This is a genomic window from Acetobacter sp. KSO5, assembly GCF_044094635.1.
Taxonomy (GTDB): domain Bacteria; phylum Pseudomonadota; class Alphaproteobacteria; order Acetobacterales; family Acetobacteraceae; genus Acetobacter; species Acetobacter cerevisiae.
In genome coordinates this window covers 2,943,384-2,966,431 of record NZ_CP172014.1, presented here as the reverse complement: position 1 = coordinate 2,966,431, position 23,048 = coordinate 2,943,384, and the positions used below count along the sequence as shown (strand labels likewise).

Genomic DNA, 23,048 nt, shown 5'->3' with positions numbered 1-23,048 from the left:
GGAGTCGTGTGGCAGACTGCGCCGGGCATGGTCAGCATCCGTCTCCCCGCATTGTCCAGGCGGAGACAACTCCGTTTACCAGCTCAAAATTGGTCTGGCAGGTATAGGTATAGGCTGTGCCTGTGCCACCCCAGCCGCCGCCACCCCACCCGGGGCCGCCCCAGCCTCCACCCCAACCGCCATAGCCGCCGCCCCAGCCACCGCCCCAGCCGCCATATCCCCAGCCGCTCATGGGCATCATGGAATAGTCAGTCTGCTGGTTGATGTAGGAGAGGAACGTATGGTTGCCGGAAACAAACTCGCGGGTGGGAACCCCGTAGGTCCGCACCACGTCAACAGCCTGTTTGCCAATCATGGAATCCAGTTGGCGGCGTTCTTTGGCAGTGGGAACCTGGCAGGCAGCCAGAGAGAGCATGCTCACCAGAAGAAGAAGTTTTCTATGCGTCATGACGAGGATCCAGACAGGGTGAAACATGCCACCCCGGCACCATGCGCGCAGAGTACCGGGGGCGGGGTAACAAACACAGGCGCTAAATCTTGCAGACTAACGGCTCAGCCACAAGACATCCTGTATGCGCCGCGCCCCACAGCTTAACATGACGAGCCTGTCAAACCCCAGCGCAATCCCGGAGCAGGGGGGCATATGGGGCAGGGCATCCAGCAGGCTTTCATCCATCGGCCAGTCGGGCCGGGTTGGGTAGAGCACTTTGCGGGCTGTACGGTCAGCCTGAAAGCGGCGGCGCTGTTCTTTGGCGTCTGTCAGTTCCTCAAACGCATTGGCCAGTTCTACTCCAGCGGCATACAGCTCAAACCGCAGAGCGACGCGTGGGTCTGTGGGGTCACGCCGGGCAAGGGCAGCCTGACTTGCGGGCCAGTGGGTCAAAAAGGTAGGTCGCGTGCGGCCTATGGCGGGTTCCACCCGTTCCAGTAGGAGCCGGAAAAACAGATCTTCCCAGTTTTCTCCGGCGCGGAGGGTGCAGCAGCCTGCGGCTTGTGCCAGTGCTGCGGCGTCGCCTTCTGTGGGCAGCAGATCTACTCCGGCATGACGGCGGAAGGCTTCTTCCATGGTCAGCCGCTCAAAAGGGAACTGGATGTCCAGCGTCTGGTCCAGACCGGGGCCAGTATGCTCCAGCCGGGGAGGCAGTACCGCCCGAATCAGCGCTTCGGTCTCATCCATCAACCCGTCCAGCCCGATATCGGGGTGATACCATTCCAGCATGGTAAATTCCGGGGCGTGCAGGGCACTTTGTTCGCCATTGCGCCAGACTCGCGCAAACTGAAACACAGGCAGGCCCGTGGCGGCGACAATCCGCTTCATCGCAAATTCCGGGCTTGTGTGCAGGAACAGATTTTCCTGCTCCCCCTGTGGTGTTTCCCGCACGGTGTGGAAGGGGTGCAGATGCACTTCTTCCCCTGGTGCAGGCACGGCATAGGGCGTTTCCACTTCAATATGACCGCGTGCTTCCAGAAAGGCGCGGATGCCCCGTGTCATCAATCCGCGACGGCGCAGAAAGGGCAGGCGGTCCCGAATATGGTTCGGGTCAGCGTGTGCGGAATGGGTCTGTGGGATTGCAGGAGAGGACATGGTGAGAGTAGAGCCGTGACATGTCTCATCCGGTCAAGCCCCCTCCGTCCGCCCGCAGGCTTTTGCGCACCCCAGAGGATCTGATTGCCGCGGGTCTGGTCCCGCCTGAGCAGAAAGATGCGCTGGCTGCCGTGGCGCAGGACTATGCCACCGCCATTCCTCCCGCGTTTCTGGACCTGATTGAACAGCCGGATGACCCGATTGGCGTGCAGGTGATCCCCTCGCCAGAGGAACTGCTGATCACGCCGGAGGAACGCTCGGACCCGATTGGGGATGAGGCGCTTTCTCCCGTGCCGGGCATTGTGCATCGCTACGCGGACCGCGCCCTGCTCAAGCCTTTGCTGGTGTGTCCGCTTTATTGCCGCTTCTGTTTCCGGCGGGAGCATGTCGGGCCGGATGGTGGAGTACTGGATGATGCCGCGCTGGAAAAGGCGCTGGACTGGCTGCGGTCCCATCCCGCTATTCGGGAAGTCATTCTGACGGGCGGCGATCCGTTAATGCTGTCCCCGCGTCGGCTGGGGCAGATTATTACAGCCCTTTCTGCCATGCCGCATGTCACCACCATTCGCCTGCATACACGCGTGCCGGTTGCTGCACCCGAGCGCGTGACCGATGCGCTGCTGGACGTGCTGGAAACGCACAAGGCCTTGTGGATGGCGGTCCACATCAACCATGCGCGGGAAATGTCAGAGGCCGCGCGGGGCTGCCTGAAGCGCCTTGTGCGCCGGGGTGTGCCGTTGCTGGGCCAGTCCGTGCTGCTGCGTGGCGTGAATGATAGCGAACAGGCTCTGGAAGATCTGTTCCGCAGTATGGTGGAAGTGCGGATGCGGCCTTACTACCTGCATCAGCTCGACCCGGCTCCCGGCACGGCACGCTTCCATGTGCCGGTAGCGGAAGGCCAGCGGCTGCTGGCAGGACTCCGAGGGCGCGTTACGGGCCTCGCCTGGCCTACGTATGTGCTGGATATTCCCGGTGGCTACGGCAAGGTGCCGCTTGGGCCGGATTACGTGGATGGCGCGTTGCAGGTGCGGGACCCGGAAGGCCGTCCGCATATGCTGCAACGGCTTTAGCAGCCTGTCGGGTTGGGCATTTTGCGGCTGATAACGCCGAGGCTGACCCGGCTTATGCTGCGTGAAGCCGTGCCATTCTTTTGCAGTTGTATGCGAGAGCGACGAGTGTCCATTCGGTCGTGACTTTTGCAAGGCTGCGCAGACTGAATCTTCTGAACCCCATGATGCTTTTGATAATTCCAAAGACCGGTTCAACGGTCTGTTTTCGTAGTCTGTAAACATCTCCGGCTTCTGTGGTTTCCAGCCTGTCCTTCATGGCAAGCCGCCAGGGTTCGGTTATCCGGCGTGGCTCCGTGTTTTCAGGAGGTGGCCGGAAATCATATGGCCTGCGGGCGCGAGGCCGTCCGATGGCGACCAGCGGATCGATGCCTTTTTTCCGCAGGTCCCGGACCGCCTGCCCGTTGGCGTAACCGGTGTCGGCGAGCACTGTCTTTGGGAGACCGATCGTGCTTTCCATCGACAGCACGGTGCTGGCAAAGGACGGCGCGTCCGCTGATGTGGCGACAACGTCGGTTGTCACGATCAACTGACTGCCTTCGGCGCAGACCACGGCCTGGGCATTGTAAGCCTGCCGGAACTCGTGAGCGTCCGAACGCCGCATGAGGCGGCTGTCGGGATCGGTCAGACTGATCTGCCGGTCGGGTGGTGGTTCATCATCGGGCGGTTTGGGCGCCCGGCCGCGACGCCCTGTTTTTGCGTCATACACCGCCTTCTTTTTCTCGTATGCCGATCGCGCCGCCTCGGCCTGCGCCTTCGCATCTGCTTCCAGCCGGGCGCAGGCTTCGTCCAGCTTCGCTTTCAGTGTTTCCCGTCGGGCAAGCGCTTCCGGCAATGCCTGCGGATCGCTGTCTGTGGCATCTGCGTGCTCCGCCTGGTCCATCAGTTTCGCGATATCCACCGCCAGCTGTTCGCGCAGCGCCCTGATCCGGTCGTAGCGCAGGGAACGGTATTTCGAAGCGTCGGCATCAATTTTCGTGCCGTCGATCGATACTACACCCAGACGCAGCAGACCCGTCTCGCGCGCCAGAAGCAGGACCTGCGCAAATGCAGCTTCAATGGCTGTCCGGTTCGTCCGGCGGAAGGTCGCAATCGTATCATGATCCGGATGCAGGTTCGCCGCCACGAAGCGTACCCCGATGTCGCGATATGTCGCCCGCTCGATCCGGCGTGAGGAAAACAACCCGTTCGCATAGCTGAAGATCAGAAGGGCCAACATCAGACGCGGATGGTACTGTGCCTTGCCACCCGTGCGCACTGGCACGCAGAACGCACTCATCGGAACCCGCTCAACGGCTGCGACAATGAAATGCGCCATATCGTCAGCAGGAAGCCACGACTTCAGATCAGGAGGCAGAAGATACGGCTGAGACCGGTCAAACGGGATGAAGCTGCTCATCTCACCACCTTACAACCTCACCCCTTCACAGGGTACCCCAACCCGACAGGCTGTTAGGGCGTCGGGCCGGGGATTAGCGGGACCGACGGCCCCCGGTCATCTCATGCCCCAGCTCTTTGGGCATACGGGCAAAGCCGAGCGTGCCGATCAGAACGATGACGGCAGTAATCAGAAACGCGATGTGAATTTCCGGCAGGCCCACCGTCGGGTGCCCGTAGAAAGACTCCAGCAGGGTCAGGCAGAAAGCGGTGAAGGCCACGCCGGCTGTTGAGCCGGTCTGGCCCAGTATGGACATCATGCTGGTGGCCTTGCTGCGCTCAGCCGTGGAAATATCGGCAAAGGCGACGGTGGAGAGGCTGGTGAGCTGCATGGAGCGCGTCATGCCCGCAAAGGCCAGCGCCAGCATCAGCAGGATATCCGGCGTCTGGGGAGTGAGAAACACGAACAGGGCCAGCGAGAGCGAGACCAGAAACCCGTTAAAGAACAGGATATTCCGAAAGCCGCCCCAGCGAAGGATGGCGGAGGTAAACGGCTTGATGCCCAGATTGGCGCAGAAATAGGCCAGAAGCCAGGTGCCTGCCCGCGCAGGCGAAAAGCCAAAACCAAGCTGGAAGAACAGCGGCAGCAGGAACGGGGCAGAGGAGAACACGCCACGGAAGATCAGCCCCGGATAAAATGAGGCATAGCGCAGGCTGTCATGCTTCAGCACATCCAGCGAAAGGATGGGCGTGGGGTGGTGGCGCAAATGCCGGATGGCCAGAACGCCCGTCACGCCGCCCACCAGAATGAGGGCCAGAGCCATCAGGCGGGCAGAGCCGGTCTCGGCAGAGCGTTGCAGGCCAGCAAGCAGGCAGGTCAGGCTGCTGGCGCACAGCACAAGCCCGCGAATGTCCAGCGGAGGAGCTTCTTCCCGCGGGGCGGAGGGCACAACGCGCAGCACGGCAATAACCGCCAGCAGGCCTACAGGCAGGTTCAGCCAGAAGTTCCAGCGCCAGCCGATGGTCTGGGTAATATAACCGCCCAGAACCGGGCCGATGATGGGCGCTGTCAGGGCCGGCCAGACGGTGACGGACTGCGCCCGCATCAGATCCTGCTTGGGCGTGTACCGCAGCATGATGGCGGAGCCGATGGGCATCATGACAGCCCCGGCGAGGCCTTGCCCGATGCGGGCGCAGACAAATTCCGTCAGCCCCTGCGCGATGCCACACAGAAAGGAAGAGAGCGTGAACAGCAGCATGGCCATCCACATGATGCGCTTTTCCCCAATTTTGGTCGCCAGCCATGCGGCCAGAGGGGCTACGGCGGCTGAGGCCAGCATATAGGCCGTTACCCCAAGCGACAGATCCAGCGTCTTAACCCCGAAGGAGCGCGCCATCTGCGGCAGGGAGGTATTGATGATGGCCCCATCCAGATTCTGCATGAACGTCGCCATGGCCATGATGAGGGCCAGAAGGGGCGAGTACCGCTGAACGACGTCAGACGTGGAGGACGGGGAAGATGGCGGGAGGGAAGAGGCTGTCCGGGGCATAGGCTCTGCGTAGCTGATTTTTCAGACAAACGCGCTATGAAAGGACGCCGTTCCCTCCCGCAGGGTTATTCGCCGACTGCGCCGCCGCCGGGGTGACGGCGGTCATATCCACCGTAATAGCGAGCAGTCCCCTTTTCCCCCAGACGCGGACCGCCGACCAGAATGCCTTCCGGCATGCCCCACGGCGCATGGGGTGAGAACTGGTAGCCTTCATGTTCCAGTGTTTTTTCAACGTCTGGAGAGACCGCTCCACTTTCCACTTCCACCGCTTCCGGCAGCCACTGCTGGTGCAGGCGTGGCAGATCAATGGCCTGCTGGATATCCAGCCCGTAATCCACCACGCCCATCACAACAGAGAGGACAATAGTAGGAATGCGGGAGCCGCCGGGGCTGCCGATGACCATTACCGGTTTGCCATTCCGCGAGAGGATGGTGGGAGACATGGAAGACAGCGGCGTCTTGCCCGGTGCAATGGCGTTGGCTGCGCTGCCAACAATGCCAAACATGTTGGCGGAACCGGGTTTGGCGGAGAAGTCATCCATTTCGTCGTTCATGAAGATGCCAGTGTTGCCGCCCATCACCTTCGCGCCAAACCAGCCGTTCAGCGTGTAGGTGGTGGAAATGGCAAACCCGTTCTTATCAATCACGGAGAACTGGGTGGTCTCGTGCTTTTCTGGCGTGCTGTCACCGGCTTGCAGCGTGCTGGAGGGGACAGCAACGTCTGTCGGGATATGGGAGCGCACCTCCGCCGCGTAGGCCGGGTCCAGGAGGTGGTGTTCCGGGTTTTTCACAAAGGCCGGGTCGCCAAGGTCACGCCGGTCGGAATAGGCGTGGCGCATGGCTTCAATTTCATAGTGCAGCGCGGGGGCGGTATGCAGGCCCAGCGCGTGCATGTCATAGCCGGAGAGAATATCCAGAATTTCGCACAGCGCGATGCCGCCACCGCTGGGAGGCGGTGCGGTTTCAACCTGAAAACCACGATACTGGCAGCGCAGTGGGGTCAGTTCACGCGGCGCATAATGGGCAAAATCTGAGGCCTGAAGCAGGCCGCCATTCTTTTTGGATTCCGCCACAATGGCCTGCATGATCGGGCCTTTGTAGAAGGCATCCGGCCCATGCTGTTCCACCTGCTCTAAAGAGCGGGCAAGGTCCTTCTGCACCAGACGGTCCCCAACCTGCAGGGGCGAGCCATCGGGTCGCAGGAAAATGGAGCGGGCAAACGGATCCGCCCGGAAGGCGTCGGTTGAGGTGTTCAGAAGGGAAACATCGCCTTCTTCCAGCACAAACCCATCCCGTGCCAGAGCAATGGCCGGGGCCATGACGGCTTTGCGGGAGAGGTGTCCCCATCTCTGATGTACACTATCCAGCCCCGCCACGGTGCCGGGCACGGCAACCGCTTTCCAGCCGGTGACGGACAGATCCGGGATCACATTGCCTTTGGCGTCCAGATACATATCGGCGCGGGCGGCTGCGGGGGCTTTTTCCCTGAAGTCGATAAACACAGCCTGTTTGCCCGGTTCCCGCAGCAGCATGAAGCCACCACCGCCGATGTTGCCCGCTGCCGGATAGACAACAGCCAGAGCGTAGCCCATGGCGACTGCGGCATCCGCCGCGTTCCCACCCTGCGCCAGAATGCGCGCCCCAACCTGAGAGGCGAGCTTCTGGGCAGAGACCGCCATGCCATGCTGCCCCGGTGTGGGGGCAAGTGGCGGCAGGCCTTCCGGCTGACTGGTGCCGTAGGCCAGCGGGTCTGGTGCATCGGTGACCTGTGGGGCCGCTGCGAAAGATACAGTAGGCAGACTGCCTGCACCGCAGGCCAGCAGAACCAGTGCGGCAGAACGCAGGGCAGACAGGGTGCGGTCAGGCAGAACAGGCATGAGGCTCAGCTTTCAGTCGGGTAGGGCGGGCAGGTGTAGCCAGCGGGGGAGAGGGTGAAGATCTCGTAGCCGGTTTCCGTCACGCCCAGCATGTGCTCAAACTGAGCAGACAAAGACCGGTCCCGCGTGACAGCCGTCCAGCCATCATCCAGAATTTTCACATCAGCTTTGCCGATATTGAGCATCGGCTCAATGGTAAAGACCATGCCGGCTTTCAGCTTCATGCCTTCGCCCGGTCTGCCGTAATGCAGCACCGTGGGTTCTGCGTGGAATGTGCGGCCAATGCCGTGCCCGCAGAAATCTTCCACAATGGAATACCGGTTTTTTTCAGCCAGCGTCTGAATGGCGTGGCCGATATCGCCCAGCGTTGCACCGGGGCGTACCACTTCAATGCCGCGCATCAGGCAGTCATAGGTGGTTTTGATCAGCTTGGAGGCTTTCAGCGGCACCTTGCCGACGGTGTACATCCGGCTGTTATCACCGTACCAGCCATCGACAATGGAGGTGACGTCAATATTGACGATGTCGCCTTCCTGCAGGGCTTTGTCACCCGGAATGCCGTGGCAGACTACATGATTGATGGAAATGCAGCAGGATTTGGGAAAGCCGCGATAGTTCAGCGGGGCAGGAATAGCGCCGTGATCCAGCGTGTATTCATGAATAATGCGGTCAAGTTCCCCGGTGGTGACGCCCGGTTTGACGTAAGGGGTGATCATGTCCAGCGTGGCGGCCGCAAGGCGGCCCGCGGCGCGCAGGCCCACAAAATCCTGTTCGTTATGCAGAACAATACCGTTTCTGCCCGCCATACTGAGACTCCCTTATTTATACAGCTCTCGTTTTAAAGAGAGGTGCAAAATGGAGTCAGGGCGCGGTAAAGGCAACCCGCTTCCGGGAAGGAAGCGGGTTATTAAAGAAAAAATCAGGTATGATTACGTGAGGTATGGCCAGCATGCGCCCGATGTGTTGTGGCGGTGGCAGGGCGTACCTTCGCCCCGATCAGGCGGATATGGTGCCCGTTGGCAACCGGCGTGGCCAGCACATAACGGCGGCCATGACGCACGGTGGTGTGGCGGGCTGCCGGGGCTTCCGCCACTTCCATAGGTGCATGGCGTGAGGAGGCTGCGGCCAGCATGATCACACGGCCACCGCGTGTGCGGTGGGAGGGAACAGTGTTGCGGGCCAGAACCAGCGGACGGGCAACAGGAGCCACACCCTCGGCATCAAACCCACGGTCAAGCTGATCCGCCATGGCCAGTGTGCGCTGCGTGTTGGAAGAGGCTCCCATCACCACGCCCACCAGCCGCACATCATTGCGGAGAGCGGAGGTTACGAGGTTACGACCTGCTTCCTGCGTGTATCCGGTCTTCATGCCGTCTGCGCCGACATAGGCTTTCAGCATCGGGTTGTGGTTGGGGATCATCCGCCCGTGGAAGCGGAAGGCTGCGACAGAGAAGTAATGATAATCTTCCGGGAAGTCCGTCACGATATGGCGGGCCAGAACAGCCAGATCACGCGCGGTGGTCAGCTGGTCCGGGTCCGGCAGGCCGGAGGCGTTGCGGAAGGTGGTGTTGCTCATGCCCAGTGCGCGGGCCTGCTGCGTCATCATCGCGGCAAACTGCGGCTCACTGCCGCCACCCAGAAATTCACCCAGAGCGCAGGCGGCATCATTGGCGGATTTGGTCACCAGAGCCAGCATGGCCTGCTCGACCGTCAGGTGAGAGCCGGGAACCAGACCGAGCTTTGAGGGTTCCATGGTAGAGGCATGAATGGAGACAGGGACTGTCTGATCCAGCGTGATCGTGCCGGCGCGCAGGGCTGAGAACGCCATATACAGCGTCATCAGTTTTGTCAGGCTGGCAGGATAGCGGCGCAGGTCCGGGTCTTCCTGAGAAAGGACAGCCCCCGTTCTGGCGTCCATGACAATGGAACTGATCTGCCCGGCATACTGGGCGTGAGCGGCGCGCTGCGTCACAAAGCTGCCCAGCGCGACACCTGCCATCAGACCAGCCCATTTGCGCAGGCTGGAGCGGCATTTACGTGGGGTTCCAGCCTGTTTGCGGCGGCCTGTTCCGTCTCCTGCTGCGTGAATATCTGGCACTGCGCGATCCTACCTGGTTTTTCTTCAGGATATTTAAGTGTGGTAAGTCAGATAGTAAGACCGCGTCTATAAGAAATCTGGAGACCCCGGACTCTGGCGCGGTGATGTTCTGAGCAAAATGTCAGCCGCGCATGTGGCACAAATAAGGCATTTTCCCCAGTATTGTCTTGATTTTGGAACGTTTCTCAGGCCCTAAGCCTCTTCCATCCCTCAGGGGAATACCAATATGATGTCTCATGATTTTTTCTGTCAGAAACCGCACCCGGAGTTCTAGCCCGATGGTATCGCGTCATTTTTCAGTCCTGCATGCGGGCAACGGGCCGTCACGGCGTGATGCCGGGGGGGCCGATTCGGGTGATGATCTGAACGATGTTGGCGTGGTGGTGCGGGCGCGTCCCAAAACGCGCAAGCCCGCCATGTATAAGGTTCTGATGCTCAATGATGACTACACGCCAATGGAATTTGTCGTGCATGTGCTTGAGCGGTTCTTTCAGAAGACTCGGGATGAAGCTACAACCATCATGCTCAGCGTGCACAAGCGCGGCGTAGGCGTGTGCGGCGTCTTTACGTATGAGGTGGCCGAAACCAAGGTTACACAGGTGATGGATCTGGCCCGCCAGAACCAGCATCCGCTGCAATGCACGCTTGAAAAGGACTGAGTGCGGAGCAGCAGAAAAAGCACAGGCCCCATTTTTTGTGCAGTTGTGACTCGCAATTCCTCGCAAAGCAGCCAAATATGATGTGAAGGTCCCGGACAGGGGGGCGGTTAAGCCACACCATTCCGGGCATCTGGGGAAAGGAGCGTCTCGTCATGTTGTCACGCAATCTTGAGCAGACGCTACATCGGGCACTTATTCTGGCCGGCGAGCGGCATCATGAATATGCCACGCTGGAGCACCTGCTGCTTGCCCTGGTTGATGATGCGGACGCCGTAACGGTGTTCCGGGCGTGCGGTGTTGATCTTGAGCGCCTGCGCACCGATCTGACAGGTTTTCTTGATAAAGATCTGGCCGGGCTGGCCTCAGACCGCCCGACCGAACCCAAACCAACGGCCGCGTTCCAGCGCGTGATCCAGCGTGCGGCCATTCATGTGCAGTCCACGGGGCGCGATGAAGTGACCGGGGCCAATGTGCTTGTGGCCCTGTTTGCCGAGCGTGAAAGCCATGCTGTGTATTTCCTGCAGTTGCAGGACATGACGCGGCTGGATGCTGTCAATTTCCTTTCTCATGGCATTGCCAAGGCACCGGACCGTTCAACGCGTCGCCCGGTTACGGGCACCGGCAACAATTCTGGCCCTGAAAAGGGTGAAGACTCTGAACGCGGTGAAGCACGCACCCAGAAGAATCAGGATGCGCTGTCGACGTATTGCGTCAACCTCAATGCCAAGGCGGAAGCTGGTAAGGTCGATCCGCTTATCGGGCGTGATGAGGAAGTTGAACGCACGATCCAGATCCTGTGCCGTCGCACCAAGAATAACCCGCTTTATGTGGGCGATCCGGGTGTGGGTAAAACAGCGATTGCCGAAGGGCTGGCCCGCCGCATTGTGGAAGGCAACGTGCCGGAAGTGCTGCTGAAGGCGACCATCTATTCACTGGATATGGGGGCGCTGCTGGCTGGCACCCGTTACCGCGGGGATTTTGAAGAACGCCTGAAAGCCGTTGTGACGGAGCTTGATCAGGACCCGCACGGCATCCTGTTTATTGATGAAATTCACACGGTCATTGGCGCCGGGGCGACGTCTGGCGGGGCGATGGATGCGTCCAACCTGCTCAAACCTGCACTGGCTGCGGGTACGCTGCGCTGCATTGGCTCCACGACCTATAAAGAGTTCCGCCAGCATTTTGAAAAGGACCGCGCACTGGTGCGCCGGTTCCAGAAGATTGATGTGCCGGAACCAAGTGTGGATGATGCCGTCAAAATTCTGCGCGGCCTGAAGAGCAGCTACGAAAAACACCATAAGGTGCGTTACACGGATGATGCCATTCGTGGGGCTGTGGAACTGTCGGCCAAATATATTCATGACCGCAAGCTGCCGGATAAGGCAATTGACGTGATTGATGAGGTCGGTGCGTCTCGCATGCTTCAGCCGGAAGGGCGGCGGCGGAAAACCGTCAACCTGAAGGACGTGGAAGACATCATTGCCCGCATTGCGCGCATTCCGCCTAAGAGCATCTCGGCGGATGACAAGGAAGTGCTGCGCTCTCTGGAACGCGACCTTAAGGGGATGGTGTTCGGGCAGGATCAGGCCATTGATACGCTCTCTGCGGCGATCAAGCTTTCCCGTGCCGGGCTGCGTGACCCTGAAAAGCCGATTGGTAACTATCTCTTCTCCGGCCCCACGGGGGTGGGGAAAACCGAGGTGGCGCGTCAGTTGTCCACCACGCTGGGGATTGAGCTGATCCGCTTTGACATGTCCGAATATATGGAGCGGCACTCCATCTCGCGTCTGCTGGGTGCGCCTCCGGGTTATGTCGGGTTTGATCAGGGTGGCCTGCTGACCGACGCCATCGACCAGCATCCGCACGCGGTCCTGCTGCTTGATGAAATCGAGAAAGCGCACCCGGACCTCTATAACGTGCTGCTGCAGGTGATGGATCACGGGCGGCTGACGGATCATAACGGCAAGACGGTCGATTTCCGGAATGTCATCCTGATTATGACGACCAATGCCGGGGCTTCTGATCTCAGCAAGGAAGCAATCGGCTTTGGCCGGGATGCGCGGGAAGGGGAAGATGAGGAGGCGATCAAACGTCTGTTCACCCCGGAATTCCGCAACCGTCTGGATGCCATTATCCCGTTTGCCAACCTCACGCCGGAAACGGTGGGCTGCGTGGTTGAGAAGTTTGTGCTTCAGCTGGAAGCTCAGCTTGCAGACCGTAACGTGACCATCGAACTTTCTTCCGCAGCCAAGGAGTGGCTGGCAGAGCGTGGGTATGACCGGCTTTACGGTGCGCGTCCGCTGGGGCGTGTCATTCAGGAGTTCATCAAGAAGCCGCTGGCTGAAGAACTGCTGTTTGGTAAGCTGACCAAAGGTGGTGCTGTGAAGATTGGCCTGAAGAACGACGCACTCGTGTTCGATATCCTGCCGACCAAAACGTCTGGCAGTGCAAAAGAAGATGAGCGCGGCAATGAACGCGAAGAAGAAGCCGCCGACTAATCTGGCTTCTGAGTAGGATAAAAGGAAACGGCCCGTCTGAGTGTTCAGGCGGGCCGTTTTTTACGCAGATTAACCGGTGTTCCGTCTTTATTCGTACCGCGTGCCGTTAACAGTCACGTAGCCCGGGATATGCCAGGATCGGCCGGTGCCGTGGTGCGTCCAGTCCACGCCCTGCCGGCGGATGGAATCGTAATAGTAGCGGCCAACGACTTCCACCTGATCCCCTTTATTCACCCACGGCCAGGCCGGGGCCTGCATTTCATCCAGTCCGGAGACAATGCGAATAGAGACCGTAGGCGTGACGGCAAGGTAGAAATAGCCATGCCAGCCACTACGAGTGTGCTGCGCTTTGGGGCTCAGGGCCAGCACCTTGCCGCAGATATGCACAGGAACGTCTGCTTTGGCCCCACCATTTTCAAAAGCGAGCTGTTTGGACAGAAAATCCTGATTGTCGCAGGTGGGGGAGACCGTCTGGGCGACCTCAGCCCTTTCGGCATGTCGGCTGCGGGCCTCTGCCGGAGAGGTCAGGCTTGTCAGGCCTGCAAGGAGGAGCGCCGCGGCAGGAAGCAGGCGGGAATATGCCATCATAAGCAACAGGACCTTTTACTTTTTCTCAGCCATCAGGCGGGCGCGATAGTCGTCCAGAGATTTGGAGACTTCCGGATCAGGCTTCGGGGCTGTCTGATTCAACCCCTTCAGGGCGCGGATAATTGCCCCAATCACCACAAGCCGGGCATACCATTTATGGTTGGAGGGCACCACAATCCACGGCGCATGCGGGCGCGCGGTCTCGGCAATGGCGTCCTGATAGGCCTTGGTATAGTCGTCCCAGTATTCCCGCTCATGCATGTCGGAGGGGGAGAATTTCCAGCGTTTTTCCGGCACTTCCAGCCGTTCCAGAAGGCGTTTGCGCTGTTCTTCTCTGGAAATGTGCAGGAAGAATTTCAGAACAACCGTCCCCTGCCGGTTCAGATAGTGTTCCAGATGCCGGATGTCGCTGTAACGGCCTTTCCAGAATTCCGGCGTGTTGATGGGGCCGGGGAGATGCTCGTGGTCCAGAATTTCCGGGTGCACCCGGGTGACCAGCACATCTTCATACTGGCTGCGGTTGAAAATTGCGATGCGGCCAACCTGCGGTGCTGCGGCGTGAATGCGCCACAAAAACCCATGCTGGAGTTCTGCCGGGCCGGGCTGCTTGAAAGAGGTGACGGTGACGCCCTGCGGGTTCACGCCGGACATGACATGCTTGATGGTGCCGTCTTTCCCGGCAGCATCCATACCCTGCAGGATGATCAGCATGGAACTGGTCTGGTTGGCATAGAGCAGGTCCTGTAAGTCCTGCAGTTGTGCCTTTACATCCTTTAGCAGCTTGGCGCCGTCTTCCTTGGTCAGTCCGAGATTACCATCATCGTCCGGGTTAAATTTGCTGAGATCGAATTTGTCTCCATCGGTGACGTGGTAGCTGTCCAGAGCGCGCAGGAATTTGGCGAGTTTATTCATAAATAGGCTTCTTCATTCTCTTTCCTGCCCACCAGCAGGTGTGAGGGCAGGGGGTGATAAGACGGACCACAAAGGCCAAATGTCAGGGCCTGAAATCAGGCAGACCCACGCTGAAAAGGTTGCTAAAAAAACACGGGCACCACATATGCACCGTATGGCTTTTCCGCATGTTTCCCTTCTTGAACGCTCAGTCCGCCCCGGCGGGACGTTAACCGGCCTGCTTCTGGTGGCAACGCCAGCCCTCAGCGTAACTCCTTTTGACAGAAGTGTCATATATCTTTGCGCGCATGCCTCGGGTGAGGGCGCAATGGGGCTTGTCATTAATCGTCGCCTGCCCAAACCGGGTTTTGAAGACCTGCTTGAACAGTTGGAAATTCCTCCGGCACCCCCATTGCGCCGGCTTGGCCTGTGTGCCGGTGGGCCGCTGGAGGAGGCGCGTGGCTTTGTCCTGCATTCTTCCGACTGGAAAGGCGAGGGCAGTATGCCGGTCACGGGCGCAGCCACGCTCACGGCCAGTCTGGATGTGCTGAGGGAGATTGCCGAGGGCGGTGGCCCGCGGGATGCCTTGCTGGCCATGGGGCATGCAAGCTGGGAGGCCGGGCAGCTGGAAGAGGAAATTTTCCAGCATGATGCCTGGCTGCTGGCCCCGGCCAGCCGGGAGATTGTGTTCGGGCATGACCATGCTGCCAAATGGCGGCAGGCTCTGGCCTCCATCAATATCGACCCCATTCGGCTGACCGGACGCGCCGGTCACGCCTGAGGCTTTGGCTTAAAAGCGAAACACGAAATTGGACTGGTAATAGGTGCCGCTTGAGCCGCCTGCGCGGTTCAGTGCGTTGGACGTCATGAAGCGTGAGACATACTGCGTCCAGGACAGATGGGTGTTGATCTGCCAAGCAAGAGACGCCTGTGGGGCCATCCCCACAAACTTACCCTTGAACTGATAAGGGAAGCTGTAAGACCCGGAAGATTTGTAAACAGGGTCATTCGGGCTGTAGCGCCAGAACAGTGGATATTTTACCTGAAAACTCAGAGATTTCAGGAATGTTGCCCGGATCAGAGGTGCTACGCTGATCAGGTTTGAGCCTGTCATATACGTCGTGGTGTCCAGATAGTTTGTCTGCGGGTTGAAGGGCGAGATGTAGGTGCCAATCGCGCCGGACGTTTTGCGGGCATTGCCGCCGGAATACACATCCGTTTGTAATCCTGCGAACGTATGAAAGCGATCATTCGGAATACGGTAGCCCACCAGTGTATTCAGCGCATAGGCACTCACATTTCGGGACTGATTGGTTTTGGCGTATTTGAAGACGCCGCCCTGCCAGATGCCGCCAAGAGAAAATTCAAACGGGCCGGCAATCCCATGCCAGCGCACACCAAAATTGTTGCGGGTATTGGACCCGTTCTGGCTGCCAGTGGCGGTGGCAATAGCCCCGGACGAGCCGGAGAGCTTATAGCCAACATAAAATACATCCAGAAAGGAATTGTATCTGTCGCCCATAAAGCGGCCATCCGGCGGGGCCCATGTCATGTTAAAACCATAGAGGCGGGTATTATAGTTTTCCGTATCGTGGAACATCTTGTTCTGGCTGTCATTGGTCTGCACAAAATCCCAGCCATCAATGCGGATACGGGGCCAGACCATGTAAGCCCGAAAGCCGTTCCATGAGAGCGGTACGTTGGGCGTTTCCCGGTTGTATAGCATGTAGGAGGGGGCATCCAGAAACTGCTGCCGCCCGAACATAAAGCCACTTTTGGCCCCCAGCATGGACCATTTGGTTTCAATAAAAGCCTGCTGGGCATCAAGCCGTTTGCGATAGGTTGTGCCGTAGCCATACCCGTTCCAGCCTGCGGCATCAGCATTGACAAGCTGACCGAACAGCCGGACGTGAGACCCCAGATGCAGATCCGCGCCATACAGGTTACGGACTGCAAAGCGCCCGGAATCATTGTTGTGCTGCGTGCCGAGGTTGGGGCGGCTTTCAAACCAGTTTCTCAGGCGTGTCTCACCTGAAAAGCTGAGCCATATTGAGCCACTTTCATTCAGGGCAATATATTTGATCAGGTCAAACGGGTCTTTCCGTTTGGATTTGTCCCGCAGGCGGCTCCAGTCCTCCGCCCAGGGGGCAACACCATATTGGCCAACCGGGCCAAAACCCGCAGCTTCACCATTGCCACGGTTGAACACGCCCCAGTCATATTGATGCCCGGAGACACGCCCCTGCACACCTGTTGTACGGACCGGCTGGCCGACGGGGTTGGCATGGGGATACAGCACCACAGGCGGCATGGGCGGAGGCAGCTGGCTGGCAGAGGGCGTGACCACAATCCGCTCACGGTCATGCGGCAGATAGACAGAAGCAGGCTTGCTCACGCTTTTCTGCGTGGTTGCGTGTGGTGTGGCAGGAGAAGCAGAATCTGTTCCCGGCTGCGCCATGGCACAGGGCAGTGAAAGAGCGGAAGACGCTACAGCAGAGGCTAGCAGGAGGGCGCGAGGCAAGCCCGGTTTCCCGGCGAACGAAGCGTGAGAGCTGAGGCGAACCATGAGATTTTCCAAAGAGGAGCGGAAAGCCGGGATTATGAGGGGTTCATAAACACTAAACTAATTCGTATTTTGTGAATTAAACATAACACGATCTAAATCGCAATATAGAAAACGATAAAATATCGTATTAAATTTTTAGCCGAATGGAGAGAGGCTGATGCGTGTGTCTCTTTTGAAAAAAAAGAAATTCTTCAATTTTTCGTGGCAGGAGTTTGCTGGGCTATAAAGTGAAAAAGGCAAATTTAAAAAACGAAATAAAATGTATATTGCTGTCTGGAAAATTAGCGCGCATGATATCGTGAATTAGGAATCTGAAGGGGCCGTGCCGTGAGTGCCTGTTTCGGTCAGGCGGGGCCTCTGGTAGTGCGGAGAGACTGACATGACCCATAAATCCCCCCTTCTATCCCGGCGCTCTTTTCTGGGTGCGACGTCTCTGGTGGGCGGGCTTGTTGCCGGGGGAGGGCTGTGGGCTTCCTCTTCCTCCGCAGCAAGTGCGCAACTGCTGAATGTGTCTTATGACCCGACACGAGAGCTGTATACCGAGATCAACCGTGCGTTCGCAGCCTTCTGGGCCAAGGCGCATCCGGGTGAATCTGTGTTTGTCCGCACCTCCAATGGCGGGTCCGGTGCCCAGGCGCGGTCTGTGCTGGAAGGCGCTCCGGCGGATGTCGTCACGTTAGGGCTGGCTTACGATATTGATATTCTGGCGCAGCATGGCTTGCTGGCGGCCGACTGGCAGACACGCCTGCCGCATAACGCCACACCCTATACCAGCACGATTGTGTTTCTGGTGCGCAAGGGAAATCCCAGGAAAATTCAGGACTGGAGCGATCTGGTGCGGGATGACGTGAAAGTCGTGACTCCCAACCCGAAAACCTCTGGTGGCGCACGGTGGAATTATCTGGCCGCATGGGGCTGGGCGCTGAAGCAGCCGGGCGGGTCGGAAGAGACGGCGCGGGCGTATCTGAAAGCCTTGTTCAGCCACGTGCCCGTGCTGGATACTGGCGCGCGCGGGGCGACAAACAGCTTTGTGCAACGCGGTCTGGGCGACGTGCTGCTGGCATGGGAGGATGAAGCCCTGCTGGCCACAAAGGATATCGGGCCGGATCAGTTTGACCTCGTGGTGCCCAACCTCACCATTCTGGCAGAACCGCCGGTGGCTGTGGTGGACAGCAATGTTGCCAAACATGGCACGCAGGCTCAGGCACAGGCTTACGTGAACTTTCTGTTCTCACCCGAAGGGCAGCGGATTGGTGCGAAGCATTATTTCCGCCCGGTTGATGCCGCCGTTGCTGCGGAAAATACGGTGCGTTTCCCCAAGGTTGAAACATTCGATATCGCCAGTCTGGGTGGCTGGGCTGCCGTCCAGAAAAAGCATTTTAGTGAAGGCGGCGTATTCGACCAGATTTCACAGGGCTAACACTAAGCCCGTTCTCTGCGGGGGTTATAAAGGCCTGAAAGCAGACGGCGGTGGAGGGGCCATGTCCGGCATGGCTCTCCCCGCTGGCGCGGTTGCGGAGGCCCATGCCGGGGGCGCGTTAAACGGGCCATAGGGCATGGCGCCCGGCGGGGACGTGGGGGAGAACGGAATAGGCGGCTGCTGTTCCCCCAGACCGACCGGAGCCAGCGCAAACCGATTGCGGGGCAGGGCTTCCGGGCATTCCTCACACATCCACTGAATGATTTTTTCCCGAATTTCACAGCGCAGATCCCAGCTGCGGATGGCTGTGCGGGCGCTGGCTGTGACGCGGATCATCATGGTCTGGTCGTTACAATCCGCGACCTGTGCGCTGAAGTCTTTGCCAGTCCATTGGGGGCAGGCGCGGACAATCTCTTCAAGTTTGGTGCGCAGGCGGTCCATGGGGGTGCGGTAATCCACATAGAGATAGACCGCGCCAATCAGTTCCGCAGAATTGTAGGTCCAGTTTTCAAACGGTGTATCCAGAAAGAAGGCGATGGGCACAATGCGCCGACGCCAGTCCCAGGACCGCAGAACAACATAGGTGGACGTAATTTCCTCCACCCAGGTCCAGTCGCCCTGAAAGGCGATGAGATCTCCCATCCGGATTGGCTGTGTCATGGCAATCTGCACACCCGCAAACAGGTTGGCCAGAATGGGGCGGGCCGCCAGACCGACAATCAGAGAGGCCGCGCCCGCCGAGGCAAACAGGCTCAGCCCATATTCCCGCACCGGCTCAAAGGTAATCAGTTCGGCGCTGACGGTCAGCATGCCGATCAGAATTTCTGCCGCTCGCCGCAGCAGCCGGACCTGTGTGGCGTGTTTACGGGCCAGAATATCATCATCCTGATCCGCTTCCGCAAAGCGGGACAGATAGGCATCGGAGACCAGCCGGACTGTTACGATGGTGCCGTATCCCATCACCGCCACAAAAGTCATGAGCAGCAGGTGAGTCACACTGTCCAGCAGGTCGCCATGCAGACCGCACGCCGGAAGAGCCAGCCCCATGGCCATGATAACGACGGTCAGCCGCACAGGCCGCCGGAGAGATTTGGTGAGGGAGCGGACAAACGCGCCCCGCCGCGCACCGGGAATGCGCATCAGAATACGGTCTGTCACCAGCCTGCTCAGCATGGCCGCTACCAGCCCGACAAGAAAGAGCACCAGCAGGGAGACGAGGGACGCAGGCAGCCAGCTCAACCAGCTTCGGAAAAAGGTGACCGCAGGGGTCAACTGGTTCTGAACCGTTCTGGCAAGCGGATCATGCGTCAGGGCCGTTTCTGAAATAGACATGAAAAGAGAAAAATTATCCTCAAATAAGACAATGGACAGCATCAGATTGCGCTTTCCCTCACGGATAAAACGCATGACGGTCGGATGAGTTTAGCTGTGCGTGCCCGATGCTGCGGGACGCGGCCCCAAAGGCTGGCGTACGGTGCGCCGGGGCGGATCAGGAAACCGGAGAGGCCGGTTCCGTGTTGGAGGCGTCAGCGGGTTTGCGTGCCCACCGCCATGAACCCAGACCAAGCCGGGCAAGTTCCCGGTGCATGATCATGATGGGCCACTGGCCAGACCCCTGATAATTTCCCATGCCATCTGGCGCGGAAAGCCGTTTGGCCAGAGCTTCCACCAGGGTCACTGACCGATGGCGACCGCCTGAACAGCCAATAGCAATGGTAGCATATTTTTTGCCTTCCTGCACAAAACGCGGCAGGACGAGCTGAAGCAGGCCATGAATCTGGTTGAGGAACGGCAGATAATCGCTGTCTTCGGCCACGTAGGCAGCCACATCCGCATCCAGCCCGGTTTTGGGAGCCAGAGCCGGGTCGTAATGTGGATTTCTTAAAAAGCGCGCATCCAGCACAATATCCGCCTCACGCGGCAGGCCGGCCGGGTAGGCGAAGGACATCAGGGCGACCGTCAGCCCTTCACCCGCAGCGCCTTCCCACGGGCTGAAGCGGCTTTCCACAAACTGGCGCAGTTCAGGCGGGGGCATGTCGGAGGTATCAATCACCAGATCAGCCGCCGCACGCAGCGGGGCGGTCAGGGCGGTTTCTTCCTCAATACCTTCTTTAATGCTGCCATGCAGGGCCAGCGGATGGCGACGGCGCGTGGCAGTATAGCGGCGGAGCAGAACGCTTTCTTCCGCCGTGGCGTAAATCAGTTCCACCCGCAGATTGGGGTTCATACGCAGGCGGGCGAGTGCTTCCAGAACGGCGGAGGCATCAAACCCACGGGTGCGGGAATCCACACCAATAGCAACGGGGCGTTCGGCGCGGGCGACAATATCATCCAGCATACCAAGCGGAGGGTTGTCGATCACCTCGTGATCAAGGTCTTCCAGAATGCGCAGAATGGAAGACTTTCCGGCACCAGACAGGCCAGAGACCAGCAGGATGCGGCGTGGGACAAGGGTATCATCCACCGTGCGCATTACAGCTGTTTCCCCTTCAGTGTCGTGACGCCTTCGGACCCGTCAGCGGCGTGAATAAAGCCTTTCCCTGACTTCCGAGGCCGTATTATGCTCCGGTCAGTCCTGACTGCGCAACACACAACAGCGCATGGATGCTGGCAGGTGTTGCAGAGCAAAACGGCTGGACTATACCAGATTTTAAGTTATTTGTTTGTTACGAAAGAGAAATTTGCCGTCCGTCGGGGCGCCGCAGTATGCTGTGAGGCCATGGGGAACACCGTTCAAAACAGTGCACATCACCTCTCTGGGTCGCACGCCAGAGTAGAGCGCATTTCCGGGGGGCTCAAAATCTCCGGTCTTTGTGCGCCGCATCCGGAAGGCGAGAGCATTGCGGAGCAATGTCGCACTGCTCTGGATGCTGGAGCGACTTTACTGGCCGATTATGGCTATTCCATGCAGGATGTGACGCGGGTGACCTATCTGGTCTCAGATACGCGGGATTTTCCGTCCTGTTTCCCCACCTTGCGGCATGTTTTTTCCGCCATTTCCCCGTCTGTGACGCTGATGTGGGTGAAGAAATTTGCCAATCCCCACGTCAAGATCGAGTTTGAACTGGGCGTTGAACCGGGTCTGGTCTGAGTTCAGGCCATCACGCGGGGCAGGCGGACTGTAAAGCGTGCACCGGCAACGTGGCCTTGCGCATCATGCCGGTTTTCCACAGAAATTGTGCCATGCAGGGCATCCACAATCTGGCGGCTGATCGACAGGCCCAGACCGGAATGCTGGCCAAAATGCTCTTCCTTCGGACGTTCAGAATAAAAACGGTCAAAAATGGAATCGAGCTTGGCCTGAGGGATACCCGGCCCTTCATCAGAGACGGACAGCGCCACCATATTTCCCACCGGCACGGCCTCCAGCAGAATGCGGCCATTGGGGGGAGAGAAGGAAATAGCGTTCCCAATCAGATTGCGCAGCACCTGCACCAGACGATCTTCCACCGCCAGGACCCTGAGCGGATGCTCTGGTGAATCGCCTTCACTGTGCGTCAGGATAATCGGCTCACCCTCCTTGCGGGTGGCCTGATGGATTTCCGCCAGAACAGACAGGAGCGGCACAACTGAGATGGCCTCCGTCTGCGCGCGGGACATTTCAGCATCCAGTCGGCTGGCGTCGGAAATATCGGTAATCAGGCGGTCCAGACGCAGCACGTCATCATTGATAATGGTCAGCAGACGGTGTTTCTGGTTGAGGTCTTCAATCCGCAGCAGGGTCTCAATGGCCGAGCGGATGGAGGAGAGCGGGTTTTTGATCTCGTGGCTGACATCCGCGGCAAAACGCTCAATGGCGTCCATCCGCTTCCACAACGCCTGCGCGCTGGCCTGAAGCGCACGGGCCAGATCCCCAATCTCATCCCGTCGTGCCAGCAGGCGGGCCGGCACGGTGCCGGTGCGGCCTGAAGACTCGCGCATGATCTGTGCCGACGCTGCCAGCCGCAGCAGCGGGCGGGCGATGGTGAGCGACAGATACCATGAGAGCAGCACGGTAATGACCAGCACCATCAGGAACAGGGAGAGAATGGAAGAGCGGATGGCAAACAGCGCCCGGTCCACCTGAGAGGCAGCGCGGGTGAGCTGAATGATGCCAACCGTCCGGCCTTCATGAATCACCGGTTCAGCGACCGTGATAATTAGTCGATTATTCGCCGTGCGCCGGATATAGGGCGGTGCTTCCGGCGGAGGGCGGGAGAATGTGCCGTTGGCATCCGTGGGGCGGGCCGGGTCTGCCGGTATGTCCGCCTCATTGGTGTCCAGCGTAACAATGCTGGAACTGTGGCTGCTCCAGAGCCAGGTCAGAAGCCGTTCATACAAACCCGGTGGCGGGTGCAGGCGATGAAAAGGCGGCGGCTGATGGTCATCGGAATGGGCAGGGGGTGTGGCGCGCTGAGGGGCTGTTAGCTGGTCGGCCAGATTATCAGCCAGTAACTGGCCGTCCGGGCCAAACAGGCGGGCGTGGGCGTTCGGGCTGGGTTCGGTCAGCCGGAGCAGCAGGGGGCGGGCCAGAGCGGATTCAAGCGTGAACCCATCCGGTCCGGCTCCATGGGTATGATTGCTGCGCACGGCAATCTGCCCCAATGCGCCTGCATAAATACGGGCCTGCTCCCGCAGGCCGGTGACTTCCGTTGCCAGCAAACTGTTCCGAAACTGGTTGAGGAACAGCATGGTGATAGCCAGCAGCACCAGCGGCAGCACATTGACCAGCATGATGCGCCGCATGAGCGGGGAGATCAGCCGGGTGCGGGAGGCCTCATAGGCGGCTGTGGCTTCCACTCCGCCTTTGCGGGGCGCCTGACCGGGAATGCGGATGCGCCGCAGCCCGGAGGACAGGGTGGAAGAGACAGACATGCGTTTCCGGCTGGTCAT

Annotated in this window: 19 protein-coding genes; 6 read left to right on the top strand and 13 right to left on the bottom strand. The window is 59.3% G+C overall.

Annotated elements, in window-relative coordinates:
* Positions 1-31: 31 nt before the first annotated feature.
* Complete coding sequence (locus tag ACHQGU_RS13395; protein ID WP_253549599.1) at positions 32-448, bottom strand: hypothetical protein; 417 nt, start codon at positions 446-448, stop codon at positions 32-34.
* A gap of 96 nt (positions 449-544) precedes the next feature.
* Positions 545-1,585: an EF-P lysine aminoacylase EpmA gene (gene epmA / locus ACHQGU_RS13390; protein WP_395495337.1), complete on the bottom strand. Its 1,041-nt coding sequence runs from the start codon at positions 1,583-1,585 to the stop codon at positions 545-547.
* A 20-nt stretch (positions 1,586-1,605) separates the two neighbouring features.
* Between epmA and ACHQGU_RS13385 the strand changes: the two genes are divergently transcribed.
* On the top strand, positions 1,606-2,655 hold the full coding sequence (locus tag ACHQGU_RS13385; protein WP_395495336.1) for a lysine-2,3-aminomutase-like protein: 1,050 nt from the start codon (positions 1,606-1,608) through the stop codon (positions 2,653-2,655).
* A 52-nt stretch (positions 2,656-2,707) separates the two neighbouring features.
* Here ACHQGU_RS13385 and ACHQGU_RS13380 read toward each other — a convergent pair whose 3' ends face one another.
* The 5 genes from ACHQGU_RS13380 to ACHQGU_RS13360 form a co-directional block, all read right to left on the bottom strand.
* Positions 2,708-4,051, bottom strand: coding sequence for an IS1182 family transposase (locus ACHQGU_RS13380; protein ID WP_395494532.1), 1,344 nt, complete (start codon positions 4,049-4,051; stop codon positions 2,708-2,710).
* 73 nt (positions 4,052-4,124) lie between these two features.
* Positions 4,125-5,579, bottom strand: a complete 1,455-nt coding sequence (locus ACHQGU_RS13375; RefSeq protein WP_395495335.1) for an MFS transporter — start codon at positions 5,577-5,579, stop codon at positions 4,125-4,127.
* A 65-nt stretch (positions 5,580-5,644) separates the two neighbouring features.
* Complete coding sequence (ggt, locus tag ACHQGU_RS13370; protein ID WP_395495334.1) at positions 5,645-7,456, bottom strand: gamma-glutamyltransferase; 1,812 nt, start codon at positions 7,454-7,456, stop codon at positions 5,645-5,647.
* Between the two features lie 5 nt (positions 7,457-7,461).
* Positions 7,462-8,262 carry a type I methionyl aminopeptidase gene (gene map / locus ACHQGU_RS13365; protein ID WP_061502163.1) on the bottom strand — a complete coding sequence of 267 codons (801 nt, stop codon included), beginning with the start codon at positions 8,260-8,262 and terminating at the stop codon, positions 7,462-7,464.
* Positions 8,263-8,375: 113 nt separating this feature from the next.
* Entirely contained in the window at positions 8,376-9,455 is a 1,080-nt protein-coding gene (locus tag ACHQGU_RS13360) for a D-alanyl-D-alanine carboxypeptidase family protein (protein WP_082779554.1), read from the bottom strand.
* 377 nt (positions 9,456-9,832) lie between these two features.
* On the opposite strand from ACHQGU_RS13360, the gene clpS reads away from it, so the two are divergent.
* Both clpS and clpA read left to right on the top strand, forming a co-directional pair.
* Positions 9,833-10,213, top strand: coding sequence for an ATP-dependent Clp protease adapter ClpS (clpS, locus tag ACHQGU_RS13355; protein WP_063907671.1), 381 nt, complete (start codon positions 9,833-9,835; stop codon positions 10,211-10,213).
* A gap of 152 nt (positions 10,214-10,365) precedes the next feature.
* Complete coding sequence (gene clpA / locus ACHQGU_RS13350; RefSeq protein WP_395495333.1) at positions 10,366-12,711, top strand: ATP-dependent Clp protease ATP-binding subunit ClpA; 2,346 nt, start codon at positions 10,366-10,368, stop codon at positions 12,709-12,711.
* An 87-nt stretch (positions 12,712-12,798) separates the two neighbouring features.
* Here clpA and ACHQGU_RS13345 read toward each other — a convergent pair whose 3' ends face one another.
* Positions 12,799-13,296: a hypothetical protein gene (locus ACHQGU_RS13345; RefSeq protein ID WP_395496442.1), complete on the bottom strand. Its 498-nt coding sequence runs from the start codon at positions 13,294-13,296 to the stop codon at positions 12,799-12,801.
* An 18-nt stretch (positions 13,297-13,314) separates the two neighbouring features.
* Positions 13,315-14,211, bottom strand: coding sequence for a polyphosphate kinase 2 family protein (locus ACHQGU_RS13340; RefSeq protein WP_062273495.1), 897 nt, complete (start codon positions 14,209-14,211; stop codon positions 13,315-13,317).
* A gap of 154 nt (positions 14,212-14,365) precedes the next feature.
* Here ACHQGU_RS13340 and ACHQGU_RS13335 point away from each other — a divergent pair, with 154 nt between their 5' ends.
* Positions 14,366-14,971 (top strand): YqgE/AlgH family protein, encoded by a 606-nt coding sequence (locus ACHQGU_RS13335; protein WP_062142430.1) that lies wholly within the window; start codon positions 14,366-14,368, stop codon positions 14,969-14,971.
* 9 nt (positions 14,972-14,980) lie between these two features.
* On the opposite strand, the gene ACHQGU_RS13330 is transcribed toward ACHQGU_RS13335, so the two are convergent.
* Positions 14,981-16,501 (bottom strand): alginate export family protein, encoded by a 1,521-nt coding sequence (locus ACHQGU_RS13330; RefSeq protein WP_062142432.1) that lies wholly within the window; start codon positions 16,499-16,501, stop codon positions 14,981-14,983.
* 634 nt (positions 16,502-17,135) lie between these two features.
* On the opposite strand from ACHQGU_RS13330, the gene ACHQGU_RS13325 reads away from it, so the two are divergent.
* The gene (locus ACHQGU_RS13325; protein WP_395495332.1) at positions 17,136-18,176 is read left to right on the top strand and encodes a sulfate ABC transporter substrate-binding protein; all 1,041 of its coding nucleotides are present in this window, start codon (positions 17,136-17,138) and stop codon (positions 18,174-18,176) included.
* 24 nt (positions 18,177-18,200) lie between these two features.
* Here the strand turns inward: ACHQGU_RS13325 and ACHQGU_RS13320 are convergent, their stop codons facing one another.
* Together ACHQGU_RS13320 and rapZ are read right to left on the bottom strand one after the other, a co-directional pair.
* Positions 18,201-19,508: a mechanosensitive ion channel family protein gene (locus ACHQGU_RS13320; RefSeq protein WP_062142434.1), complete on the bottom strand. Its 1,308-nt coding sequence runs from the start codon at positions 19,506-19,508 to the stop codon at positions 18,201-18,203.
* A gap of 157 nt (positions 19,509-19,665) precedes the next feature.
* The gene (rapZ, locus tag ACHQGU_RS13315) at positions 19,666-20,649 is read right to left on the bottom strand and encodes an RNase adapter RapZ (RefSeq protein ID WP_062273492.1); all 984 of its coding nucleotides are present in this window, start codon (positions 20,647-20,649) and stop codon (positions 19,666-19,668) included.
* 246 nt (positions 20,650-20,895) lie between these two features.
* Here rapZ and ACHQGU_RS13310 point away from each other — a divergent pair, with 246 nt between their 5' ends.
* Positions 20,896-21,267, top strand: coding sequence for a Rid family hydrolase (locus ACHQGU_RS13310; protein WP_062142414.1), 372 nt, complete (start codon positions 20,896-20,898; stop codon positions 21,265-21,267).
* A 2-nt stretch (positions 21,268-21,269) separates the two neighbouring features.
* Here the strand turns inward: ACHQGU_RS13310 and ACHQGU_RS13305 are convergent, their stop codons facing one another.
* Entirely contained in the window at positions 21,270-23,048 is a 1,779-nt protein-coding gene (locus ACHQGU_RS13305; RefSeq protein ID WP_395495331.1) for an ATP-binding protein, read from the bottom strand.

Excerpts from the sequence above, each read along its gene's own strand:
- ACHQGU_RS13395 (WP_253549599.1), bottom strand. The coding sequence starts at position 448 with ATGACGCATAGAAAACTTCTTCTTCTGGTGAGCATGCTCTCTCTGGCT.
- epmA (WP_395495337.1), bottom strand. The coding sequence starts at position 1,585 with ATGTCCTCTCCTGCAATCCCACAGACCCATTCCGCACACGCTGACCCG.
- ACHQGU_RS13385 (WP_395495336.1), top strand. The coding sequence starts at position 1,606 with ATGTCTCATCCGGTCAAGCCCCCTCCGTCCGCCCGCAGGCTTTTGCGC.
- ACHQGU_RS13380 (WP_395494532.1), bottom strand. The coding sequence starts at position 4,051 with ATGAGCAGCTTCATCCCGTTTGACCGGTCTCAGCCGTATCTTCTGCCT.
- ACHQGU_RS13375 (WP_395495335.1), bottom strand. The coding sequence starts at position 5,579 with ATGCCCCGGACAGCCTCTTCCCTCCCGCCATCTTCCCCGTCCTCCACG.
- ggt (WP_395495334.1), bottom strand. The coding sequence starts at position 7,456 with ATGCCTGTTCTGCCTGACCGCACCCTGTCTGCCCTGCGTTCTGCCGCA.
- map (WP_061502163.1), bottom strand. The coding sequence starts at position 8,262 with ATGGCGGGCAGAAACGGTATTGTTCTGCATAACGAACAGGATTTTGTG.
- ACHQGU_RS13360 (WP_082779554.1), bottom strand. The coding sequence starts at position 9,455 with ATGGCAGGTGTCGCGCTGGGCAGCTTTGTGACGCAGCGCGCCGCTCAC.
- clpS (WP_063907671.1), top strand. The coding sequence starts at position 9,833 with ATGGTATCGCGTCATTTTTCAGTCCTGCATGCGGGCAACGGGCCGTCA.
- clpA (WP_395495333.1), top strand. The coding sequence starts at position 10,366 with ATGTTGTCACGCAATCTTGAGCAGACGCTACATCGGGCACTTATTCTG.
- ACHQGU_RS13345 (WP_395496442.1), bottom strand. The coding sequence starts at position 13,296 with ATGGCATATTCCCGCCTGCTTCCTGCCGCGGCGCTCCTCCTTGCAGGC.
- ACHQGU_RS13340 (WP_062273495.1), bottom strand. The coding sequence starts at position 14,211 with ATGAATAAACTCGCCAAATTCCTGCGCGCTCTGGACAGCTACCACGTC.
- ACHQGU_RS13335 (WP_062142430.1), top strand. The coding sequence starts at position 14,366 with ATGGCTTTTCCGCATGTTTCCCTTCTTGAACGCTCAGTCCGCCCCGGC.
- ACHQGU_RS13330 (WP_062142432.1), bottom strand. The coding sequence starts at position 16,501 with ATGCCGCCTGTGGTGCTGTATCCCCATGCCAACCCCGTCGGCCAGCCG.
- ACHQGU_RS13325 (WP_395495332.1), top strand. The coding sequence starts at position 17,136 with ATGACCCATAAATCCCCCCTTCTATCCCGGCGCTCTTTTCTGGGTGCG.
- ACHQGU_RS13320 (WP_062142434.1), bottom strand. The coding sequence starts at position 19,508 with ATGTCTATTTCAGAAACGGCCCTGACGCATGATCCGCTTGCCAGAACG.
- rapZ (WP_062273492.1), bottom strand. The coding sequence starts at position 20,649 with ATGCGCACGGTGGATGATACCCTTGTCCCACGCCGCATCCTGCTGGTC.
- ACHQGU_RS13310 (WP_062142414.1), top strand. The coding sequence starts at position 20,896 with ATGGGGAACACCGTTCAAAACAGTGCACATCACCTCTCTGGGTCGCAC.
- ACHQGU_RS13305 (WP_395495331.1), bottom strand. The coding sequence starts at position 23,048 with ATGACCAGCCGGAAACGCATGTCTGTCTCTTCCACCCTGTCCTCCGGG.